Below are 15,804 nucleotides of genomic sequence, written 5' to 3'. Positions count from 1 at the left end.
TGACATGAAAGAGATCGTCTGCAAGCTTCTCGTCATCGGCGCCGGCCCCGGCGGCTATATCTGCGCCATCCGCGCCGGCCAGCTCGGCGTCGATACCGTCATCGTCGAGAAGACGAAGGCCGGCGGCACCTGCCTCAATGTCGGCTGCATCCCCTCCAAGGCGCTGATCCACGCGGCGGAGGAATTCGACAGGCTCCGCCATACGGCGGGTCTCAACGCCCTCGGCATCACCGTCGAGGCCCCGCGGCTCGACCTTGCCCAGACCGTCCGCTGGAAGGACGGCATCGTCGGCCGGCTCAACAGCGGCGTGCTCGGCCTTCTGCGCAAGGCCAAGGTCAAGATCGTGCACGGCGCGGCGCGCTTCCGCGACGGCAAGACGGTCGAGGTGGAGACCGAGACGGGGACCCAGCTCATCCGCGCCGAGACGGTGGTGATCGCGACCGGCTCCGAGCCCGTCGAACTGCCGGCGCTGCCCTTCGGCGGGGCGGTCCTTTCGTCCACCGAGGCGCTGTCGCTGCCGGAGGTTCCGAAATCGCTAGCCGTCGTCGGTGGCGGCTATATCGGGCTGGAGCTCGGCACCGCCTTTGCCAAGCTCGGCGCGCGGGTGACGGTGGTCGAGGCGATGGCGCAGATCCTGCCGCAATACGATGGCGAACTCGTCAAGCCCGTCGCCAAGCGTCTCGGCGAACTCGGCGTGTGCGTGCTGACCGGCGCGAAGGCGAAGAACTATTCGGGCGAGGCGCTGGCGGTGGAGATCGCCGGCAAGGAAGAGCGGATCGCCGCGGACAAGGTGCTCGTCACCGTCGGCCGCAGGCCGCGCACGGAAGGCTGGGGCCTCGAAGAACTCGACCTCGACCGCGCCGGCCGCTTCATCCGCATCGACGAGCATTGCCGCACCTCGATGCGTGGCGTCTACGCCATCGGCGACGTCACCGGCGAGCCGATGCTGGCGCATCGCGCCATGGCGCAGGGCGAGATGGTCGCGGAGATCGTTGCCGGGCGCAAGCGCGTCTGGGACAAGCGCGCCATCCCCGCCGTCTGCTTCACCGATCCCGAGATCGTCACCGCCGGCCTTTCGCCCGACGAGGCGCGTGCGCAGGGCTACGAGGTCCGCGTCGGCCTCTTCCCCTTCAACGCCAACGGCCGCGCCATGACGACCCAGTCGGAGGATGGCTTCGTGCGCGCCGTGGCGCGGGCGGACACCAACCTCGTGCTCGGCCTGCAAGCGGTCGGCGCAGGTATATCGGAGCTTTCCAGCGCCTTTTCGCTGGCGCTCGAAATGGGCGCGCGGCTGGAGGATATCGCCGGCACGATCCATGCCCATCCGACCCGCAGCGAAGGCTTGCAGGAAGCCGCATTGAAAGCCCTTGGCCATGCCCTCCACATCTGAGATTCTCATCGACCGAACAGGCGCGCTTGGGCGCATCCGGCTCAACCGGCCGAAGGCGCTCAACAGCCTGACGCTTGCGATGGTGCGCGACATCGAGGCAGCGCTGGACGCCTTCGAGGCCGATCCCGCGGTCGCTGCCGTGCTTCTTACCGGCGAGGGCGAGCGGGGGCTGTGCGCGGGCGGCGATATCCGCATGATCTATGACGGCGGCAGGGCCGGCTCGCCGGAGCCCGTCGATTTCTGGCGCGAGGAATACCGCATGAATGCGCGCCTCGCCCGGCTCACGAAACCCTATATCGCCGTCATGGACGGCATCGTCATGGGCGGCGGGGTCGGCGTTTCGGTCTATGGCAGCCATCGCATCGTCACCGAGCGGACGCGGTTCGCGATGCCGGAGACCGGCATCGGCTTCTTCCCCGATGTCGGCGCGTCGTGGTTCCTGACGCGCGGGAAGGGCGAACTCGGCACCTATGCCGCGCTCACCGGCGAGCAGCTTGCGGCGGGCGACGTGATCGCCTTCGGCCTTGCCGACAGCCATGTGCCTTCGGAGCGCCTGCCGGCACTGGCCGAAAAGCTGTCCGGCTTGCCGGCCACCGCCTCCCATGCCGATGTCTCGGCCACCGTTGCCGCCTTCACGGAAGCGCCGCCGCCGGGAGAGATCGCCGGGCAGCGGGTGCTGATCGACCGGCTCTTCGCCTTCGACACGGTGGAGGCGATTTTTGCGGCGCTGGAGTGGGATGGATCGGACTTCGCCGCAAGGGCGCTCGGCATCCTGCGAACGAAATCGCCGCTCAGCCTGAAGGTGACATTGCGCCTGCTGCGCCTCGGGCGCCGGGAAACTTCGCTCGAAGCCTGCCTGGAACGGGAATTCGCTGCCACGGCGGCGGTATTGCGCAGCCACGATTTCTACGAGGGCGTCAGGGCCGCGGTGGTCGACAAGGACCGCAATCCGCGCTGGCGCCCGGCGCAACTGGCCGACGTCACCGAGGAGGACGTCGCCGGCTTCTTCGAGCCGGCGGCAGAGCCGCTCTTTGCCGGCGAAACGGGAAAAGGAGAACGCCCATGAGCTCCATCGCATTCATCGGCCTCGGCCATATGGGCGGCCCGATGGCCGCAAATCTCGTGAAGGCCGGCCATGCCGTGCGCGGTTTCGACCTTTCCGCCGCCTCGCTCGACCTGGCGCGGGAAAACGGCGTGGCGACCGTCGCCTCGATCGGCGAGGCGGTTTCCGGCGCGGACCTCGTCATCACCATGCTGCCGGCCGGAACGCATGTACTTTCGGTCTGGCAGGAGCTCGTCGCCATCGTGCCCAGCGGTACGCTGCTCATCGATTGCTCCACCATCGACATGGCGAGCGCCCGCAAGGCCCATGCGCTGGCCGAGGCGCATGGCTGTCCGGCGCTCGACGCGCCCGTCTCGGGCGGCACCGGGGGCGCCTCGGCCGGCACGCTCACCTTCATGGTGGGGGGCGACGCCGGGGTCTTTGCCGGGGCAAGGCCGGTCTTCGAGGCGATGGGCAGGAAGATCATCCAATGCGGCGGCGCCTCCGCCGGCCAGGCGGCGAAGATCTGCAACAACATGATCCTCGGCATCAGCATGATCGCCGTGGGCGAGGCCTTCGTGCTGGGCGAACGGCTCGGCCTCTCGCATCAGGCGCTGTTCGACGTCGCCTCGGTCTCCTCGGGGCAATGCTGGTCGCTGACCACCTATTGCCCGGTGCCGGGGCCCGTCCCCACCTCGCCCGCCAACCACGATTACGAACCGGGCTTCGCCGCGGCGCTGATGCTGAAGGACCTGAAGCTGTCGCAGGCGGCGGCGGAGGACACGGGCACCGTGACCCCGCTCGGCGCCAAAGCGGCGGCGCTCTACCAGCGATTCGCCGACGAGGGGGCCGGCGCGAAGGATTTTTCCGCCATCATCGCCATGCTGCGGGATGAGCCGGCCGCCAGCTAGCCGGCCGGCATGATGAACTTGTTAATTATGTTTCGTTCCTCCTTTCGAAACGAGGGGGAAGGATGGGGGCATTTTCCGGCCGGACGTCCCTTGTCGCCGGGCGTGCTGCAAGCGCTGCGGAACCGGCGATCCGCCCGTCGCGTAGATCAAAAACGGGCGCGCAAGCGAAATGCTGCACGTGTTAAGTAGTGCAGAATTATCAAGTTTAAATTTTTCTCTTCAAGTAATTGACGCCGCTCGCGGAGCGCTATGTATATGGGCTTGTAAATAACGAAAGCCAACTTTTTCGTTTTTACATGCTAATGTATCCATGTCTCACAGGTGAGAAAAATGCGTGTTTTTACCGCCTTGTTCCCCATGTCTCTCGCCCTCGCTGTCGCATCCGGCGCCTTCGCGCAGGACGCCGAACAGGGCCAGAAGGTCTTCAACAAATGCAAGGCGTGCCACACCGCCGACCAGGACACCAACAGGGTCGGTCCGTCCCTGAAAGGGGTGATCGGGCGCACGGCAGGCACCTATGCCGGCTACAGCTATTCCCCGGCCATGAAGGAAGCGGGGGAGGGCGGTCTCGTGTGGAACGAGGAGAGCCTGACCAATTACCTGCGCAAGCCGAAGGACGTCGTCCCGAAGACCAAGATGGCCTTCGCGGGACTCAAGACCGACGAGGACATCGCCAATGTCATCGCCTACCTGAAGCAGTTTTCCCAGAACCAGTGATGCATCGGCAGTCCAACGAAATCGAGTGAGGTGGGAAATGATGAGTGAACAACCCTATATCGGCATGAGCCGGCGCCGGCTGCTGCAGATGATCGGCCTGACGGCCGGCACCGCGGCCATGTACCAGGCGATGACGACGCTCGGCCTTGCGGCCGAGTCCGGCTACAAGGGGCCGGTGAAACTCGACGGCGATCCCAAGGGCGCCTCGGTCCTGATCCTCGGCGCCGGCCTTGCCGGCATGCTGGCGGCGATGGAGATGCGCCAGGCCGGCTACAAGGTGAAGGTGCTCGAATACAACAATCGCGCGGGCGGCCGCAACTGGACGATCCGCGGCGGCGACACCGTCACGGAACTCGGCGGCTTCACGCAGAAATGCGAGTTCGACGAAGGCCTCTACATCAATCCGGGCCCCTGGCGAATTCCCTATCATCACAACGGGTTGCTCGCCTACTGTCGCCGGCTCGGCGTGCAGCTCGAGCCGTTCCAGCAGATCAACCACAATGCGCTCCTGCATTCCACCAAGGGATTTGGCGGCAAGCCGCAGCGCGTGCGCGACGTGAAGATCGACTTCCAGGGCCATGTCTCCGAACTGCTCGCCAAGGTCACGCAGAAGGGCAAGCTCGAAGAGGGCGTCGGCAAGGAAGACCAGGAGATGCTGCTCGAGGCGCTCCGTTCCTGGGGCGCGCTCGACAAGGACTACAGCTATGCCAAGGGCGCGGTCTCGGGCGAGTTCCGCGGCTACGAGAAGGATCCGGGCGGCGGCCTCGGCGCCGAGCCGGTCCCGGGCGAGCCGCTGGCCTTCAAGGAGCTGCTCTCCTCCGGCCTCTGGGGCGCGCTCGCCAACTTCGCCCTCTACGAGTTCCAGACCACCATGTTCCAGCCGGTCGGCGGCATGGGCCGGATCGGCGACGCCTTCGCCAAGGAGGTCAAGGACCTCATCACCTTCAACGCGAAGGTGGTGAAGATCGAGCAGGGCGACAAGGGCGTGACCGTCACCTACGAGGATACGGGCAAGCCGGGCGAAACCCTTACGGAAAGCGCCGACTGGTGCGTCTGCACGATCCCGCTCACCATCCTCAGCCAGATCGACATCCAGGTCTCGGACAAGATGAAGGCGGCCATCGGCGCGGTGCCCTATGCATCGTCGGTCAAGGTCGGCCTGCAGATGAAGCGCCGTTTCTGGGAAGAGGACGAACTCATCTTCGGCGGCGTTACTTACACGGACCTGCCGATCACCAATATTTCCTATCCCAGTACCGACTTCAACAAGGGCGGGAAGGGCGTGTTGCTTGGCTGCTATACCTGGAACGGTCCGGCATCCTACGAGTTCTCTGCGCTGGAGCCGCAGGAGCGCGTCAGGAAAGCTGTCGAGCAGGGCACGATCATCCATCCGCAATACAAGGACGAGTTCGAGAACGGCGTGTCCTGGGCATGGCACCGCTCTCCGTTCACCCTCGGCTGCGCCGGCGACTGGACGGACGAAGCCCGCAAGGAGCACTACGACAATCTCTGCGAGATCGATGGCCGCATCGTTCTTGCCGGGGAGCACGCGTCGTACATTCCGGCGTGGCAGGAAGGCGCGATCCTCTCCTCGATCAACGCCATCGAGCGCCTGCACAAGCGGGTGATGCAGGGCTGAGCGTCCGGTTAGTCGAAACCCAAGAATTCAATGAGGCATTCTGCCATGTCCAAAGATAGAAAATACGCCTGGGGGCTCGTGACGCTCTTCTCCGTCTCGCTGGCCGCCCTTTCCACGGGAACCGCGTGGGCGGATTCGGCCGGCGCGACGCTCAGCGAGGGCGACACCTTCTCCGAAAAGACCGGCGAGGCGATCTATTCCAACGTCTGCCAGGCCTGTCACATGCCGGAGGGGGCGGGGGCCGTCGGGGCGGGGAAATATCCCCCGCTCGCCAAGAACGAGAACCTCGAATCGGCCGGCTACCCGATCTATGTCATCCTGCACGGCCAGAAGGGCATGCCGCCCATCGGGCAGATGATGACGGACGAGCAGGTCGCGGCCGTGGTGAACTATGTCCGGACCCATTTCGGCAACGACTACAAGGATGCAGCGACGGCCGAGGACGTGAAGGACGCGCGCTGAGACAATGGCGGCGGCTGCAGGGCCGCCGCTTTCGACATCGCGGTCCCGGCAGGCGGATTCCTTTTTCGCCGGGGCCAATCAGGATTTGAGCGCCGGGCGGTTTGGCTCGCGGCGCTTCGCATGACGGAGCTTTGACGATGAAATTCATGACGGGTGCGATCGTTCTTTCGACAGTGATGGCAATTGCCGGCGGCGCCCTGGCGGCGGAGGTGACGCGCCACAAGATCCCGAACTCGGATTTCCCCATTGCGCAGGCGGTCGAGATTCCGGCCGGCATGACGACGGTCTATGTCAGCGGCGCGCTGGCCTCGGTCGCCGACGAGAAGGCGCCGAAGGGTTCGGTTGAAGCCTATGGCGATACGAAGACGCAGACCGTCTCGGCGCTTCAGTCCATCGAGAAGACGCTTGCCGGCATGGACCTGAAGATGAGCGACGTGGTGAAGATGCAGGTCTTCCTCGTCGGCGATCCTTCCAAGGAGAGCAAGATGGACTTCAAGGGCTTCATGGAAGGATATACCCAGTTCTTCGGCACCAAGGAGCAGCCCAATCTGCCCGCGCGCTCGGTGTTCCAGGTGGCCGGCCTTGCCGGCCCCGGCTTCCTCGTTGAGATCGAGGTGATCGCCGCCCGACCCTGAGCGATCCTCCCGGATCACTCCCGGATTGCCATGCCTCCGTCGAGACCCTCGGCGGAGGCTTTATCGTTGGGGAGAGGGGGAAGCGGAAAGGGCACGCCGCAGGGCGTCTTCCAACTGGCGCTCGCTGAAGGGCTTCGACAGGCGCAGCAGGTCGGCGCGCGCTTCCGGCGGCAGCTCGGAATAGCCGGTCGCGAGGATGACCGGTATCTGCGGCCAGCGCTCGCGCACGACCTCGCTCAGCTGCGAGCCCGTCATCTGGGGCATGGCCTGGTCGGTGACGAGGAGATCGACGGGCCGCTCGGCGAGCACGGCCAGCGCCTTGGCGCCGGAGGTGGCCTCGATGACGGTATGGCCCATGTCCTCCAGCATCATGACGGTGTTCATCAGGACGAGCGGATCGTCATCGACCGCAAGCACCGTCAGGGTGGCTGCGGCGGGCGGGGTCTCGGCTGCCATGAGGGCCTCGTCGGAGCCTGTCTTGCCGAACGGCTCCTCCACGACGGGAAGCCACAGTTCGGCCGTCGTGCCGGCGCCTTCCTGCGAGCGGAGCACGAGCTTGCCGGTCGTCTGCGCCATCAGGCCCTGCACCATGGAGAGGCCCAGTCCCGTCCCCTTGCCGATGCCCTTGGTTGTGAAGAAGGGCGCGGTCGCTTCCTTGAGCGTGACCGGATCCATGCCGTGGCCGGTATCGACCACGGAAAGACGGATATAGGCGGCGCCCTGCAGGTCCGGGTGCCCCACGCGCGGATCGCGCTCGAGGCGGGCGCCGATGAAGAGCGATCCCCCCTCCGGCATCGCATCCCGGGCGTTGATCGCCAGGTTGAGCAGCGCGTTGATCAACTGGTTCGGATCGCTGCGGACGGGCGGCAGGTCCGGCGGAAAATCCGTGGTGACGACGATCGTCGGGCCGATGGCGCGCTGGAGCATGTCGGCGGTGTCGCGCATCAGGTTCGGCAGGTCGACCGGCTCGAAGTTGAGGTCCTGCCGCCGCGAGAAGGCGAGAAGCCGCTGCGTCAGCGAGGCGCCGCGCTGGGTCGCCCGCAGGGCATTGTCGATGAGCGACTGCGCCTCGGGCGCAAGGGTCGTGCGTTTCTTGAGGAGGTCGAGGCTCGCCTGGATCGCCATCAGCAGGTTGTTGAAATCGTGCGCGACGCCGCCGGTGAGCTGGCCGAGCGCCTCCATCTTCTGCGCCTGGAAGAGTTCCTCGCGCGCAAGTTCGAGCGCCCTTTGCGCGTCGCGCTTTTCCGTGATGTCGCGGGTGATCTTTGCAAAGCCGATCAGCCGTCCCTGCTCGTCGCGGATGGCGTCGATGATGGCGTTCGCCCAGAACCGCGTGCCGTCCCTGCGCAGCCGCCATCCTTCCGATTCGTAGCGTCCATCGCGCCTTGCGGCTTCCAGCGCCTGCTGCGGGACGCCGGCATTCCTGTCGTCCTCGGGGAAGAAGCGGGAGAAATGCTGGCCGATGATCTCGTCCGGCCGGTAGCCCTTGATGCGCTCCGCGCCGGCATTCCAGCTGGAGACGCGGCCGTCGGCGTCCATCATGTAGAGGGCATAGTCCGTCACGCCCTGCACGAGAAGGCGGAACTGCTGCTCGGCCTTCTGCAACTGCTCCTCGGCCTGCCTGCGCTCGGTGAGGTCGCGCGTGATCTTGGCGAAGCCGATGAGGGTGCCGTTGCCGTCACGGATGGGATCGATGATGACATGGGCCCAGAATTCGGAGCCGTCCTTGCGCACATGCCAGCCTTCGCCCTCGAAGCGGCCTTCGTCGGCGGCATGCCGGAGCGCGCGCGCCGGAAGGCCGCGTTCGCGGTCGGCCGCACGATAGAAGCGGGAAAAATGCGTGCCGAGAACCTCCGGCGCGGCATAGCCCTTGAAGCGGCTCGCGCCGGCATTCCAGCTGACGATCCTGCCCTCCCGATCCAGCATGTAAATCGCATAATCGGTGATCGCATCGACCAGGAGCCGATAGCGGTCATCGCCGTCGGGTGCGGGCATTTCGACTTTCAACATTTCAACCCCCAATGCTAACCGACGGAAACGCGGCAGCATCCAATAGGTTCCCTGCCGGGGAACGTTCTTGAGCAGACGCTTCAAGTGGCGCAGCCGGGCGGCGCTAGAAATTATAGCCCTCGGAAATGTCGCGCTGCAGCGCTTCGTTGGCCGCCGTGGCGTCGCGGGCGACGATGGCGTCGTAGACGTCCTGGTGGTTCTGGGCGGAACTCTGGAACATCGCCTCGTTGGGCACGGAATGGCGCACGGACGGGCCGATATGCATCCAAAGCGGTTCCAGAAGCTGGGCGATGAAGGAGAGGCGGCTCATCTCCGCGATCAGCATGTGGAAATGGTAATTGGCTTCGAGGAAGAGGTCGAGGTCGTTGATTTCGGCCGAGCGACAGATGTCGGCGACATGGGTCTTGAGCTTTTCCAGCTCCTCGTCCGTGCGGTTCTCCACCGCGCGCTCGACGGCCGCGCTTTCGAGGATGGAGCGCAGGGTGCGGATATCCTGCAATTCCTTGGTGCTGAAGATCGGCACCATCATGGTGCGGTTGGGCGTGGAGACCACGCTGCCGACACTTTCGAGCCGCTGCAGCGCGTCGCGAACTGGCATCAGGCTGGTGCCGAGGCTCTTGGCCAGCCCGCGCAGGGGAAGCTTCTGCCCGGGGGTGAAGCGGCCCATCATCAGGTTGCGCTTCAGCATGTCGTAGATCTGCTCGTGCAGCATGTCCCGGGATACCGGCGACAGTTCCGGCGCGTTCGCCCCAGCATTGGGGATGTCACGGCTCGTCAAATAGGCTCTCCCTCTGTGCGCAACACGTCATAACATCCAACAGACGGCTTGACACCAAAAAGATCGGACGGCATGTTGATTGTGTTATAACACTAGACAGAAGAAAGGACAGCGCCTTCTTTCGCCGGAAGCGATCCTAGGGCGGGACGGTACCACAATCCAGGCGCGCGTCGCCGAGATCGTGGGCGCGTTCCGGCTCCATCTGTCGCAAATCGCCTTCGATCATGCTCGACGGCGCTCCCGCACCCAATCGGCGGGGCGTTGACGGGCGAGCGTGCGGCGTGTCACTGCCACCGCCGGAGGCGGGCGCCCGGCGCGCCGCCTCCGGTTTCCCGAACGGCCATCCTTGAGGATGCCGAGACATATGCATGCGGCGAATGCCTCGCATCCGCCGCCGGGGTTCCGCGCTGTCGGAAAAGCCCCAAGGAGGAACAGACCATGAGCGGCACGCTCTCCAATTCGCTGGCCCATGCGGACATCACGACAACCCTGCATCCCTATACGGATGCCCGCGCCCATGAGCGCCAGGGCCCGATGATCGTCGACCACGGCAAGGGCATCTACATCTACGACGACGCCGGCAAGGAATATATCGAGGGCCTCGCGGGCCTCTGGTCGGTCGCCATCGGCTTCGACGAGCCGCGCCTCGTCAAGGTCGCGGCCGAGCAGATGGCGAAGCTCCCTTATTACCACACCTTCAGCCACAAGTCGCACGAGCCCTCCATCCGCCTGTCGGAGAAGATCGTCGAGATGACGCCGGAGCCGCTCACGCGCGTCTTCTTCACCAGCTCCGGCTCGGAAGCCAACGACACCATGATCAAGATGGTGTGGTACATGAATAATGCGCTCGGCCGGCCGCAGAAGAAGAAGTTCCTCGCCCGCACCCGCGCCTATCACGGCATCACGGTCGCCTCGGGCAGCCTCACGGGTCTGCCGAACAACCACCGCGATTTCGATCTTCCGGCGATCCCCGTCCGCCACCTGACCTGCCCGCACTTCTATCGCTTCGGCCAGCCGGGCGAGAGCGAGGCGCAGTTCGCCGACCGCCTGATCGCCGAGGCCGAGGCCGTGATCCTCGAGGAAGGCCCGGAAACCATTGCCGGCTTCATCGGCGAGCCGCTGATGGCCGCGGGCGGCGTCATGCCGCCGCCGGCCGGCTACTGGAAGGGCATCGAGGCGCTCTGCCGCAAATACGACATCCTGCTCATCGCCGACGAGGTGATCTGCGGCTTCGGCCGTCTCGGCACGACCTTCGGCTGCGAGCATTACGGCTTCACGCCGGACATCATGGTCATGTCCAAGCAGCTGACCTCGTCCTACATGCCGCTTGCCGCCGTCGTCTTCACCGAGGCGGTCTATAATGCGATTGCCGACAACACGGCGAAGATCGGCACCTTCGGCCATGGCTTCACCGCTTCCGGCCATCCGGTCGCGACCGCCGTCGGCCTGGAAAACCTCAAGATCATCGAGGAGCGCGACCTCATCGGCAATGCCGCCCGCATGGGCGCCATCTTCCAGGCGCGCCTTGCGGAACTGGCCGATCATCCGCTGGTCGGCGAAGTGCGCGGTGCGGGCCTCATCGCCGGCATCGAGATGGTGGCCGACAAGGAGACGCGCCGTCCCTTCGCCGCTGCCGGCAAGGCGGGCGCCCGTGCCTTCGCGGCCGGCCATGAGCATGGCCTGATCGTCCGCGCCATCGGCGATGTCGTCGCTCTCTGCCCGCCGCTCATCATCAACGAGGAGCAGGTGCACGAGACGGTCAACCGCCTGCGTAAGGCTCTCGACGATACCGCCAGGTGGCGCACTGAAGAAAACCTGAACTGAGACACAAGGGGCGCCGCATCATCGCGGCGCTCCTTTTCATGCCTTCCGCCTGACCTGGAGACCCATCCCATGAAGACCTATTCGATTGCGCTCATTCCCGGCGACGGCATCGGCACGGCAGTCACCGAAGCCGCCTGGGCGGTTCTCGAAAAGGCGGCGGGCGGCACCTTCAAGCTCTCGGGCACGACCTTCCCGTGGTCCTGCGCCTTCTACAAGGAGACCGGCGCGATGATGCCGGAGGACGGCATCGCGACGCTGCGCGGCTTCGACGCCATCCTGCTCGGCGCGGTCGGCTGGCCGGCAGAGGTTCCCGATTCCGTTTCCCTGCACGGCCTGCTGCTGCCGATCCGCAAGGCCTTCGTGCAATATGCCAATATCCGCCCGCACCGCCTGCTGCCGGGCGTCGAGGGCCCGCTGCGTGCGGAAGGCTTCGACATCCTGTGCATCCGCGAGAACACGGAGGGCGAATATTCCGGCGCCGGCGGGCGCGTCCATCAGGGCACGGCGGACGAGGTGGCGGTGGAGACCTCCATCTTCACCCGCACGGGCGTCGAGCGCATCCTGCGCTTCGGCTTCGAGCAGGCGCGCGCCCGCAGCGGCAGGCTCGCCTCCGTCACCAAGTCCAATGCGCAGAAATATTCGATGGTGTTCTGGGACGAGATCACCCGGCAGCTTTCGGCCGAATATCCTGACGTCGAGGTCACCAGCTATCACATCGACGCCATGGCCGCCCGCATGGTGATGGCGCCGGAGAGCCTCGACGTGGTCGTCGCCTCCAACCTCTTCGGCGATATCCTGACGGACCTCGGCGCGGCGATCCAGGGCGGCCTCGGCTTTGCCGCCTCCGCCAACATCAATCCCGACCGCAGCGCCCCCTCGATGTTCGAGCCGGTGCACGGCTCCGCGCCCGACATCGCCCATCTCGGCATCGCCAATCCCATCGCCGCCATCTGGTCCGGCGCGATGATGCTCGATCATCTCGGCGAGCGCGCGGCCGCCGCCCGCGTCATGGCCGCCATCGAGCGCACCACCGCGCGCGGCATCGGCGTCAAGCCGGGCAAGGACAGGACGGATGCGATTGCCGCCGCCGTGCTTGCCGCGCTCGATTGAGGCGGTTCAGATCGGCTCGGGGAAGGGGCAGTCCAGCCTGACCGCGCAGGGGCGGATATCGCCGACGATGGCCTCGATCAGCCCCACGCCGTTTTCGAGCTGGTCGCGCTTGCGGGCGAGCGACCGGTCTCCCGGAATGCGCACGGGATCGTGCCCCGGCGCGACCGCGCTTGCCCTGCATTGCTCTGCAAGCCGTCCCATCTCCTGTTCGAAGGTCGCGCGGCCGGCGAAATGCTCGGGGTCGATGGCCTGCACGAAGACGCCGTTCGCCTCGCTGTCGCCGGTCTGCGAGCCGCGGCCGAAGCCGCCGAGCGCGCCGGAGAGCGCTTCGGTGAGGAGGGCGAGGCTGAAGCCCTTGTAGCCCTGTTCGGTGCCGCCGATGGGCAGAATGCCGCCGCCCCGTTCGACGAATTCGGCAGGATCGTCCGTGACCCTGCCGTCCTGCGCAACGATCAGGGGCGCCGGCAGCGTCTGCCCGAGCCGGTAGCTGCGGTTGAGCGGCCCCAGCGCGGACATCGCGGCCGTCGTGTCGATGAGGATGGGATTCCCGTCCGTCGGGATGCCGGCGGCGATCGGATTGCAGGAAAAGACGCGGCTCAATCCGCCATGCGGCACCACCACGGCCTCGGTCGGCGTGCTGGCGGTGATCATCACCATGATGCCGCGCCGGGTCGCGCGCTCCAGATAGCTCGCAAGGCAGGCGATATGCTGCGCCCGGCGGACGACGACGGTGCCGGTTCCCTCGCTCTTGGCAATGTCGCAGGCGCGGTCCACCGCCCTTGCCGTGATCCACGGGCCGGGCAGGAATTCGGCGTCCCAGACCTCGCTGCTGCGGGATGCGCTAAGGACCGTGTGGTCGCCCTCGCGGCGCGTCTCGCCGCTCAGCAGCCATTCGACATTCGCCGGCAGGCGCTGCATGCCGTGGGTCGAATAGCCGAGGAGGTCGGCTTCGAGGAAGAGCGAGGCGACGGTTTCCGCCCGCTCGCGCGCAAGGCTGGCGCGTTCGAGCAGCCGCGCGGAGAAGTGCATGAGGTCCGTGTAACGGTAGCGTTGCATGTTGGTCCTTCGCGGCTGTCTCTGGATACGGTCCTAGTGCAGGATCTGACTGAGGAAGAGTTTCGTGCGCTCGTGCTGCGGATTGTCGAAGAACTCGTGCGGCGAGTTCTGCTCGACGATCTGGCCCTGGTCCATGAAGATCACCCGGTTGGCGACCTGGCGGGCAAAGCCCATTTCGTGCGTCACGCACAGCATGGTCATGCCTTCCTCGGCGAGCGAGACCATCGTGTCGAGCACTTCCTTGACCATTTCCGGGTCGAGCGCCGAGGTCGGCTCGTCGAACAGCATGATCTTCGGCTTCATGCACAGCGAGCGGGCGATCGCCACGCGCTGCTGCTGGCCGCCGGAAAGCTGGCCGGGATATTTGTGGGCCTGCTCTGGAATCTTGACGCGCTTGAGATAGTGCATCGCCACTTCCTCGGCGTCCTTCTTCGGCATCTTGCGCACCCAGATGGGAGCGAGCGTGCAGTTTTCGAGGATCGTCAGGTGCGGGAAGAGGTTGAAGTGCTGGAACACCATGCCGACCTCGCGGCGTACCTCGTCGATCTTCTTGAGGTCGTTGGTGAGTTCGATGCTGTCGACGACGATCTGGCCCTTCTGGTGCTCCTCCAGCCGGTTGATGCAGCGGATCAAGGTCGATTTCCCCGAACCGGACGGCCCGCAGATGACGATACGTTCGCCCTTCATGACCTTGAGATTGATGTCGCGCAGCACATGGAATTCGCCGTACCACTTGTTCATCTCGGTGATTTCAACGGCGACGTCGGTCGCGGAAACCTGCATCTTCGTGGTGTCGGCGTCGAGATCGCCGGCACGTATGACATTTTCGCCTGCCATTCGAGCATCCTCCTGTATTGCTGCGCCTGCCTCCCGGCGGCGCGGTTGATCTTCAAAGAGCGGCCAGCACCTCGTCGCAGACCTGCAAAAGCTCGTCCGCGTCGGCGATGGAGAAGGGTAGCGGCGGCCGGATCTTCAGGACATGGCCGAGCGGTCCCGACGCGCTGATGAGCACGCGGCGGCGGCGGAGCGCATTGACGAGGCTGCCCGCGACGCCGGGCGAGGGCGAGCCGTCGGCGCCGAGAATGTCGACGCCGAGGAAGAGGCCCTGGCCGCGGACATCGCCGATGGTGGCGTGGCGCTTCGCCAGCGCCTCGAAACCGGCCTTCATATGCGCGCCGACCGTTGCTGCATTTTCCAGCAGGTCTTCGTCCTGCAGGATGTCGAGGACGGCGGTGGCGGCGGCGCAGGCGACCGGATTGCCGCCGAAGGTGTTGAAGTAACGCGCCTCGCGGGCGAAGCGTTCGAGCACCTCCTCGCGCGCGACGACGCCGGCGATGGGGTAGCCGTTGCCCATGGGCTTGCCCATGGTGACGAGGTCCGGCACCAGCCCGTGGCGCTGGAAGCCCCACATATGCGAGCCCATGCGGCCGAAACCGGCCTGCACCTCGTCGGCGATGAAGAGGCCGCCCGCCTCGCGGATCGCGGCGACCGCGCCGGCAAGGAAGCCGGCCGGTTCGGCAAAGACGCCGTCGCTGGAGAAGATCGTGTCGACCAGCAGCGCGGCGGGGCGGATGCCGTGGCGCTGCATGTCGGCGATGGCGGCCCTCACCTCCCGCTCGAAGAAGGCGCCGACCGCTTCCGGCGAACCGGCAAGGCGCGGATCGGGCGCGGCGACGGTACGCACATCCACGGCCAGCGGCACGTTGAGGCCGAGCGAGGGGGACATGGCGGCAATCGCATGGCTGATGCCGTGATAGGCGTTGGCGGTGACGATGAAGCCAGTGCCGCCGGTGTGGTTGCGGGCGATGCGCAGGGCAAGGTCGTTGGCCTCGCTGCCGGTGCAGGTCAGCATCAGGCGGTTGGTCTCGGCGGGGAAATGGGTGAGCAGCCGTTCGGCATAGCCGACGATGCTCTCGTCGAGATAGCGCGTGTGCACGTTGAGCCGCGCGGCCTGCTCGGCGATGGCCGCGACGACCCGCGGATGGCAATGGCCGACGCAGGGCACGTTGTTATAGGCGTCGAGATAGGCATTGCCCGCCGCATCGTAGAGGCGCACGCCGCGCGCCCAGTCGAAATGCACCGGCTCCTCGTAGAACATGCGGTAGGGCTGGCCGAGGACGCGCTGGCGGCGCTCCACGAGGTCGCGCGTGCGTTCGTCGAGGTTTGCGGCGTTCGCGCTGTCGAACGCGTTGATCATCACGGGTACGCTCATGGCATGCACCTTCGTTCT

Annotated in this window: 14 protein-coding genes; 9 read left to right on the top strand and 5 right to left on the bottom strand. The window is 65.9% G+C overall.

What is annotated here, in order from left to right:
- The first annotated feature begins 4 nt into the window (after positions 1 to 4).
- From lpdA to ACZ1A1_RS13575, 7 genes are all read left to right on the top strand, one after another.
- The gene (lpdA, locus tag ACZ1A1_RS13605) at positions 5 to 1,390 is read left to right on the top strand and encodes a dihydrolipoyl dehydrogenase (protein WP_463620350.1); all 1,386 of its coding nucleotides are present in this window, start codon (positions 5 to 7) and stop codon (positions 1,388 to 1,390) included.
- On the top strand, positions 1,368 to 2,456 hold the full coding sequence (locus ACZ1A1_RS13600; protein ID WP_463620349.1) for an enoyl-CoA hydratase/isomerase family protein: 1,089 nt from the start codon (positions 1,368 to 1,370) through the stop codon (positions 2,454 to 2,456). Before lpdA ends, ACZ1A1_RS13600 begins: the two co-directional genes overlap by 23 nt.
- Complete coding sequence (gene mmsB / locus ACZ1A1_RS13595; protein WP_463620348.1) at positions 2,453 to 3,343, top strand: 3-hydroxyisobutyrate dehydrogenase; 891 nt, start codon at positions 2,453 to 2,455, stop codon at positions 3,341 to 3,343. Before ACZ1A1_RS13600 ends, mmsB begins: the two co-directional genes overlap by 4 nt.
- A 330-nt stretch (positions 3,344 to 3,673) precedes the next feature.
- Complete coding sequence (locus tag ACZ1A1_RS13590) at positions 3,674 to 4,060, top strand: c-type cytochrome (protein WP_313193675.1); 387 nt, start codon at positions 3,674 to 3,676, stop codon at positions 4,058 to 4,060.
- Between the two features lie 40 nt (positions 4,061 to 4,100).
- On the top strand, positions 4,101 to 5,699 hold the full coding sequence (locus ACZ1A1_RS13585; RefSeq protein WP_313193674.1) for an FAD-dependent oxidoreductase: 1,599 nt from the start codon (positions 4,101 to 4,103) through the stop codon (positions 5,697 to 5,699).
- Positions 5,700 to 5,744: 45 nt separating this feature from the next.
- Positions 5,745 to 6,161 (top strand): c-type cytochrome, encoded by a 417-nt coding sequence (locus tag ACZ1A1_RS13580; protein WP_463620347.1) that lies wholly within the window; start codon positions 5,745 to 5,747, stop codon positions 6,159 to 6,161.
- Between the two features lie 137 nt (positions 6,162 to 6,298).
- Positions 6,299 to 6,796, top strand: a complete 498-nt coding sequence (locus ACZ1A1_RS13575; protein ID WP_463620346.1) for a RidA family protein — start codon at positions 6,299 to 6,301, stop codon at positions 6,794 to 6,796.
- Positions 6,797 to 6,856: 60 nt separating this feature from the next.
- Here ACZ1A1_RS13575 and ACZ1A1_RS13570 read toward each other — a convergent pair whose 3' ends face one another.
- Positions 6,857 to 8,806 (bottom strand): hybrid sensor histidine kinase/response regulator, encoded by a 1,950-nt coding sequence (locus ACZ1A1_RS13570; protein ID WP_463620345.1) that lies wholly within the window; start codon positions 8,804 to 8,806, stop codon positions 6,857 to 6,859.
- A gap of 103 nt (positions 8,807 to 8,909) precedes the next feature.
- A complete protein-coding gene (locus ACZ1A1_RS13565; protein WP_313193670.1) occupies positions 8,910 to 9,584 on the bottom strand; it encodes a GntR family transcriptional regulator in 675 nt (224 codons plus the stop codon).
- A gap of 438 nt (positions 9,585 to 10,022) precedes the next feature.
- Between ACZ1A1_RS13565 and ACZ1A1_RS13560 the strand changes: the two genes are divergently transcribed.
- Complete coding sequence (locus ACZ1A1_RS13560; protein WP_463620344.1) at positions 10,023 to 11,408, top strand: aspartate aminotransferase family protein; 1,386 nt, start codon at positions 10,023 to 10,025, stop codon at positions 11,406 to 11,408.
- Between the two features lie 69 nt (positions 11,409 to 11,477).
- Positions 11,478 to 12,518, top strand: a complete 1,041-nt coding sequence (locus ACZ1A1_RS13555) for a tartrate dehydrogenase (RefSeq protein ID WP_463620343.1) — start codon at positions 11,478 to 11,480, stop codon at positions 12,516 to 12,518.
- A gap of 6 nt (positions 12,519 to 12,524) precedes the next feature.
- Here ACZ1A1_RS13555 and ACZ1A1_RS13550 read toward each other — a convergent pair whose 3' ends face one another.
- Genes ACZ1A1_RS13550 through ACZ1A1_RS13540 form a run of 3 tightly spaced genes read right to left on the bottom strand, consistent with a single transcriptional unit; the run spans position 12,525 to position 15,786 of the window.
- Entirely contained in the window at positions 12,525 to 13,574 is a 1,050-nt protein-coding gene (locus tag ACZ1A1_RS13550; protein ID WP_463620342.1) for an Ldh family oxidoreductase, read from the bottom strand.
- 33 nt (positions 13,575 to 13,607) lie between these two features.
- Positions 13,608 to 14,411 (bottom strand): amino acid ABC transporter ATP-binding protein, encoded by an 804-nt coding sequence (locus ACZ1A1_RS13545; protein ID WP_463620341.1) that lies wholly within the window; start codon positions 14,409 to 14,411, stop codon positions 13,608 to 13,610.
- A gap of 52 nt (positions 14,412 to 14,463) precedes the next feature.
- The gene (locus ACZ1A1_RS13540; RefSeq protein ID WP_463620340.1) at positions 14,464 to 15,786 is read right to left on the bottom strand and encodes an aspartate aminotransferase family protein; all 1,323 of its coding nucleotides are present in this window, start codon (positions 15,784 to 15,786) and stop codon (positions 14,464 to 14,466) included.
- Positions 15,787 to 15,804 lie beyond the last annotated feature (18 nt).

It is taken from the genome of Shinella sp. R2-11, assembly GCF_055330205.1.
Note: the sequence above shows the minus strand (reverse complement) of the source record. Positions and strands in the feature narration are given on the sequence as shown.

Coding starts and splice junctions, on each gene's coding strand:
- ACZ1A1_RS13585 (WP_313193674.1), top strand. CDS start 4,101: ATGAGTGAACAACCCTATATCGGCATGAGCCGGCGCCGGCTGCTGCAG.
- lpdA (WP_463620350.1), top strand. CDS start 5: ATGAAAGAGATCGTCTGCAAGCTTCTCGTCATCGGCGCCGGCCCCGGC.
- ACZ1A1_RS13560 (WP_463620344.1), top strand. CDS start 10,023: ATGAGCGGCACGCTCTCCAATTCGCTGGCCCATGCGGACATCACGACA.
- ACZ1A1_RS13545 (WP_463620341.1), bottom strand. CDS start 14,411: ATGGCAGGCGAAAATGTCATACGTGCCGGCGATCTCGACGCCGACACC.
- ACZ1A1_RS13555 (WP_463620343.1), top strand. CDS start 11,478: ATGAAGACCTATTCGATTGCGCTCATTCCCGGCGACGGCATCGGCACG.
- ACZ1A1_RS13590 (WP_313193675.1), top strand. CDS start 3,674: ATGCGTGTTTTTACCGCCTTGTTCCCCATGTCTCTCGCCCTCGCTGTC.
- ACZ1A1_RS13575 (WP_463620346.1), top strand. CDS start 6,299: ATGAAATTCATGACGGGTGCGATCGTTCTTTCGACAGTGATGGCAATT.
- ACZ1A1_RS13540 (WP_463620340.1), bottom strand. CDS start 15,786: ATGAGCGTACCCGTGATGATCAACGCGTTCGACAGCGCGAACGCCGCA.
- mmsB (WP_463620348.1), top strand. CDS start 2,453: ATGAGCTCCATCGCATTCATCGGCCTCGGCCATATGGGCGGCCCGATG.
- ACZ1A1_RS13550 (WP_463620342.1), bottom strand. CDS start 13,574: ATGCAACGCTACCGTTACACGGACCTCATGCACTTCTCCGCGCGGCTG.
- ACZ1A1_RS13570 (WP_463620345.1), bottom strand. CDS start 8,806: ATGTTGAAAGTCGAAATGCCCGCACCCGACGGCGATGACCGCTATCGG.
- ACZ1A1_RS13580 (WP_463620347.1), top strand. CDS start 5,745: ATGTCCAAAGATAGAAAATACGCCTGGGGGCTCGTGACGCTCTTCTCC.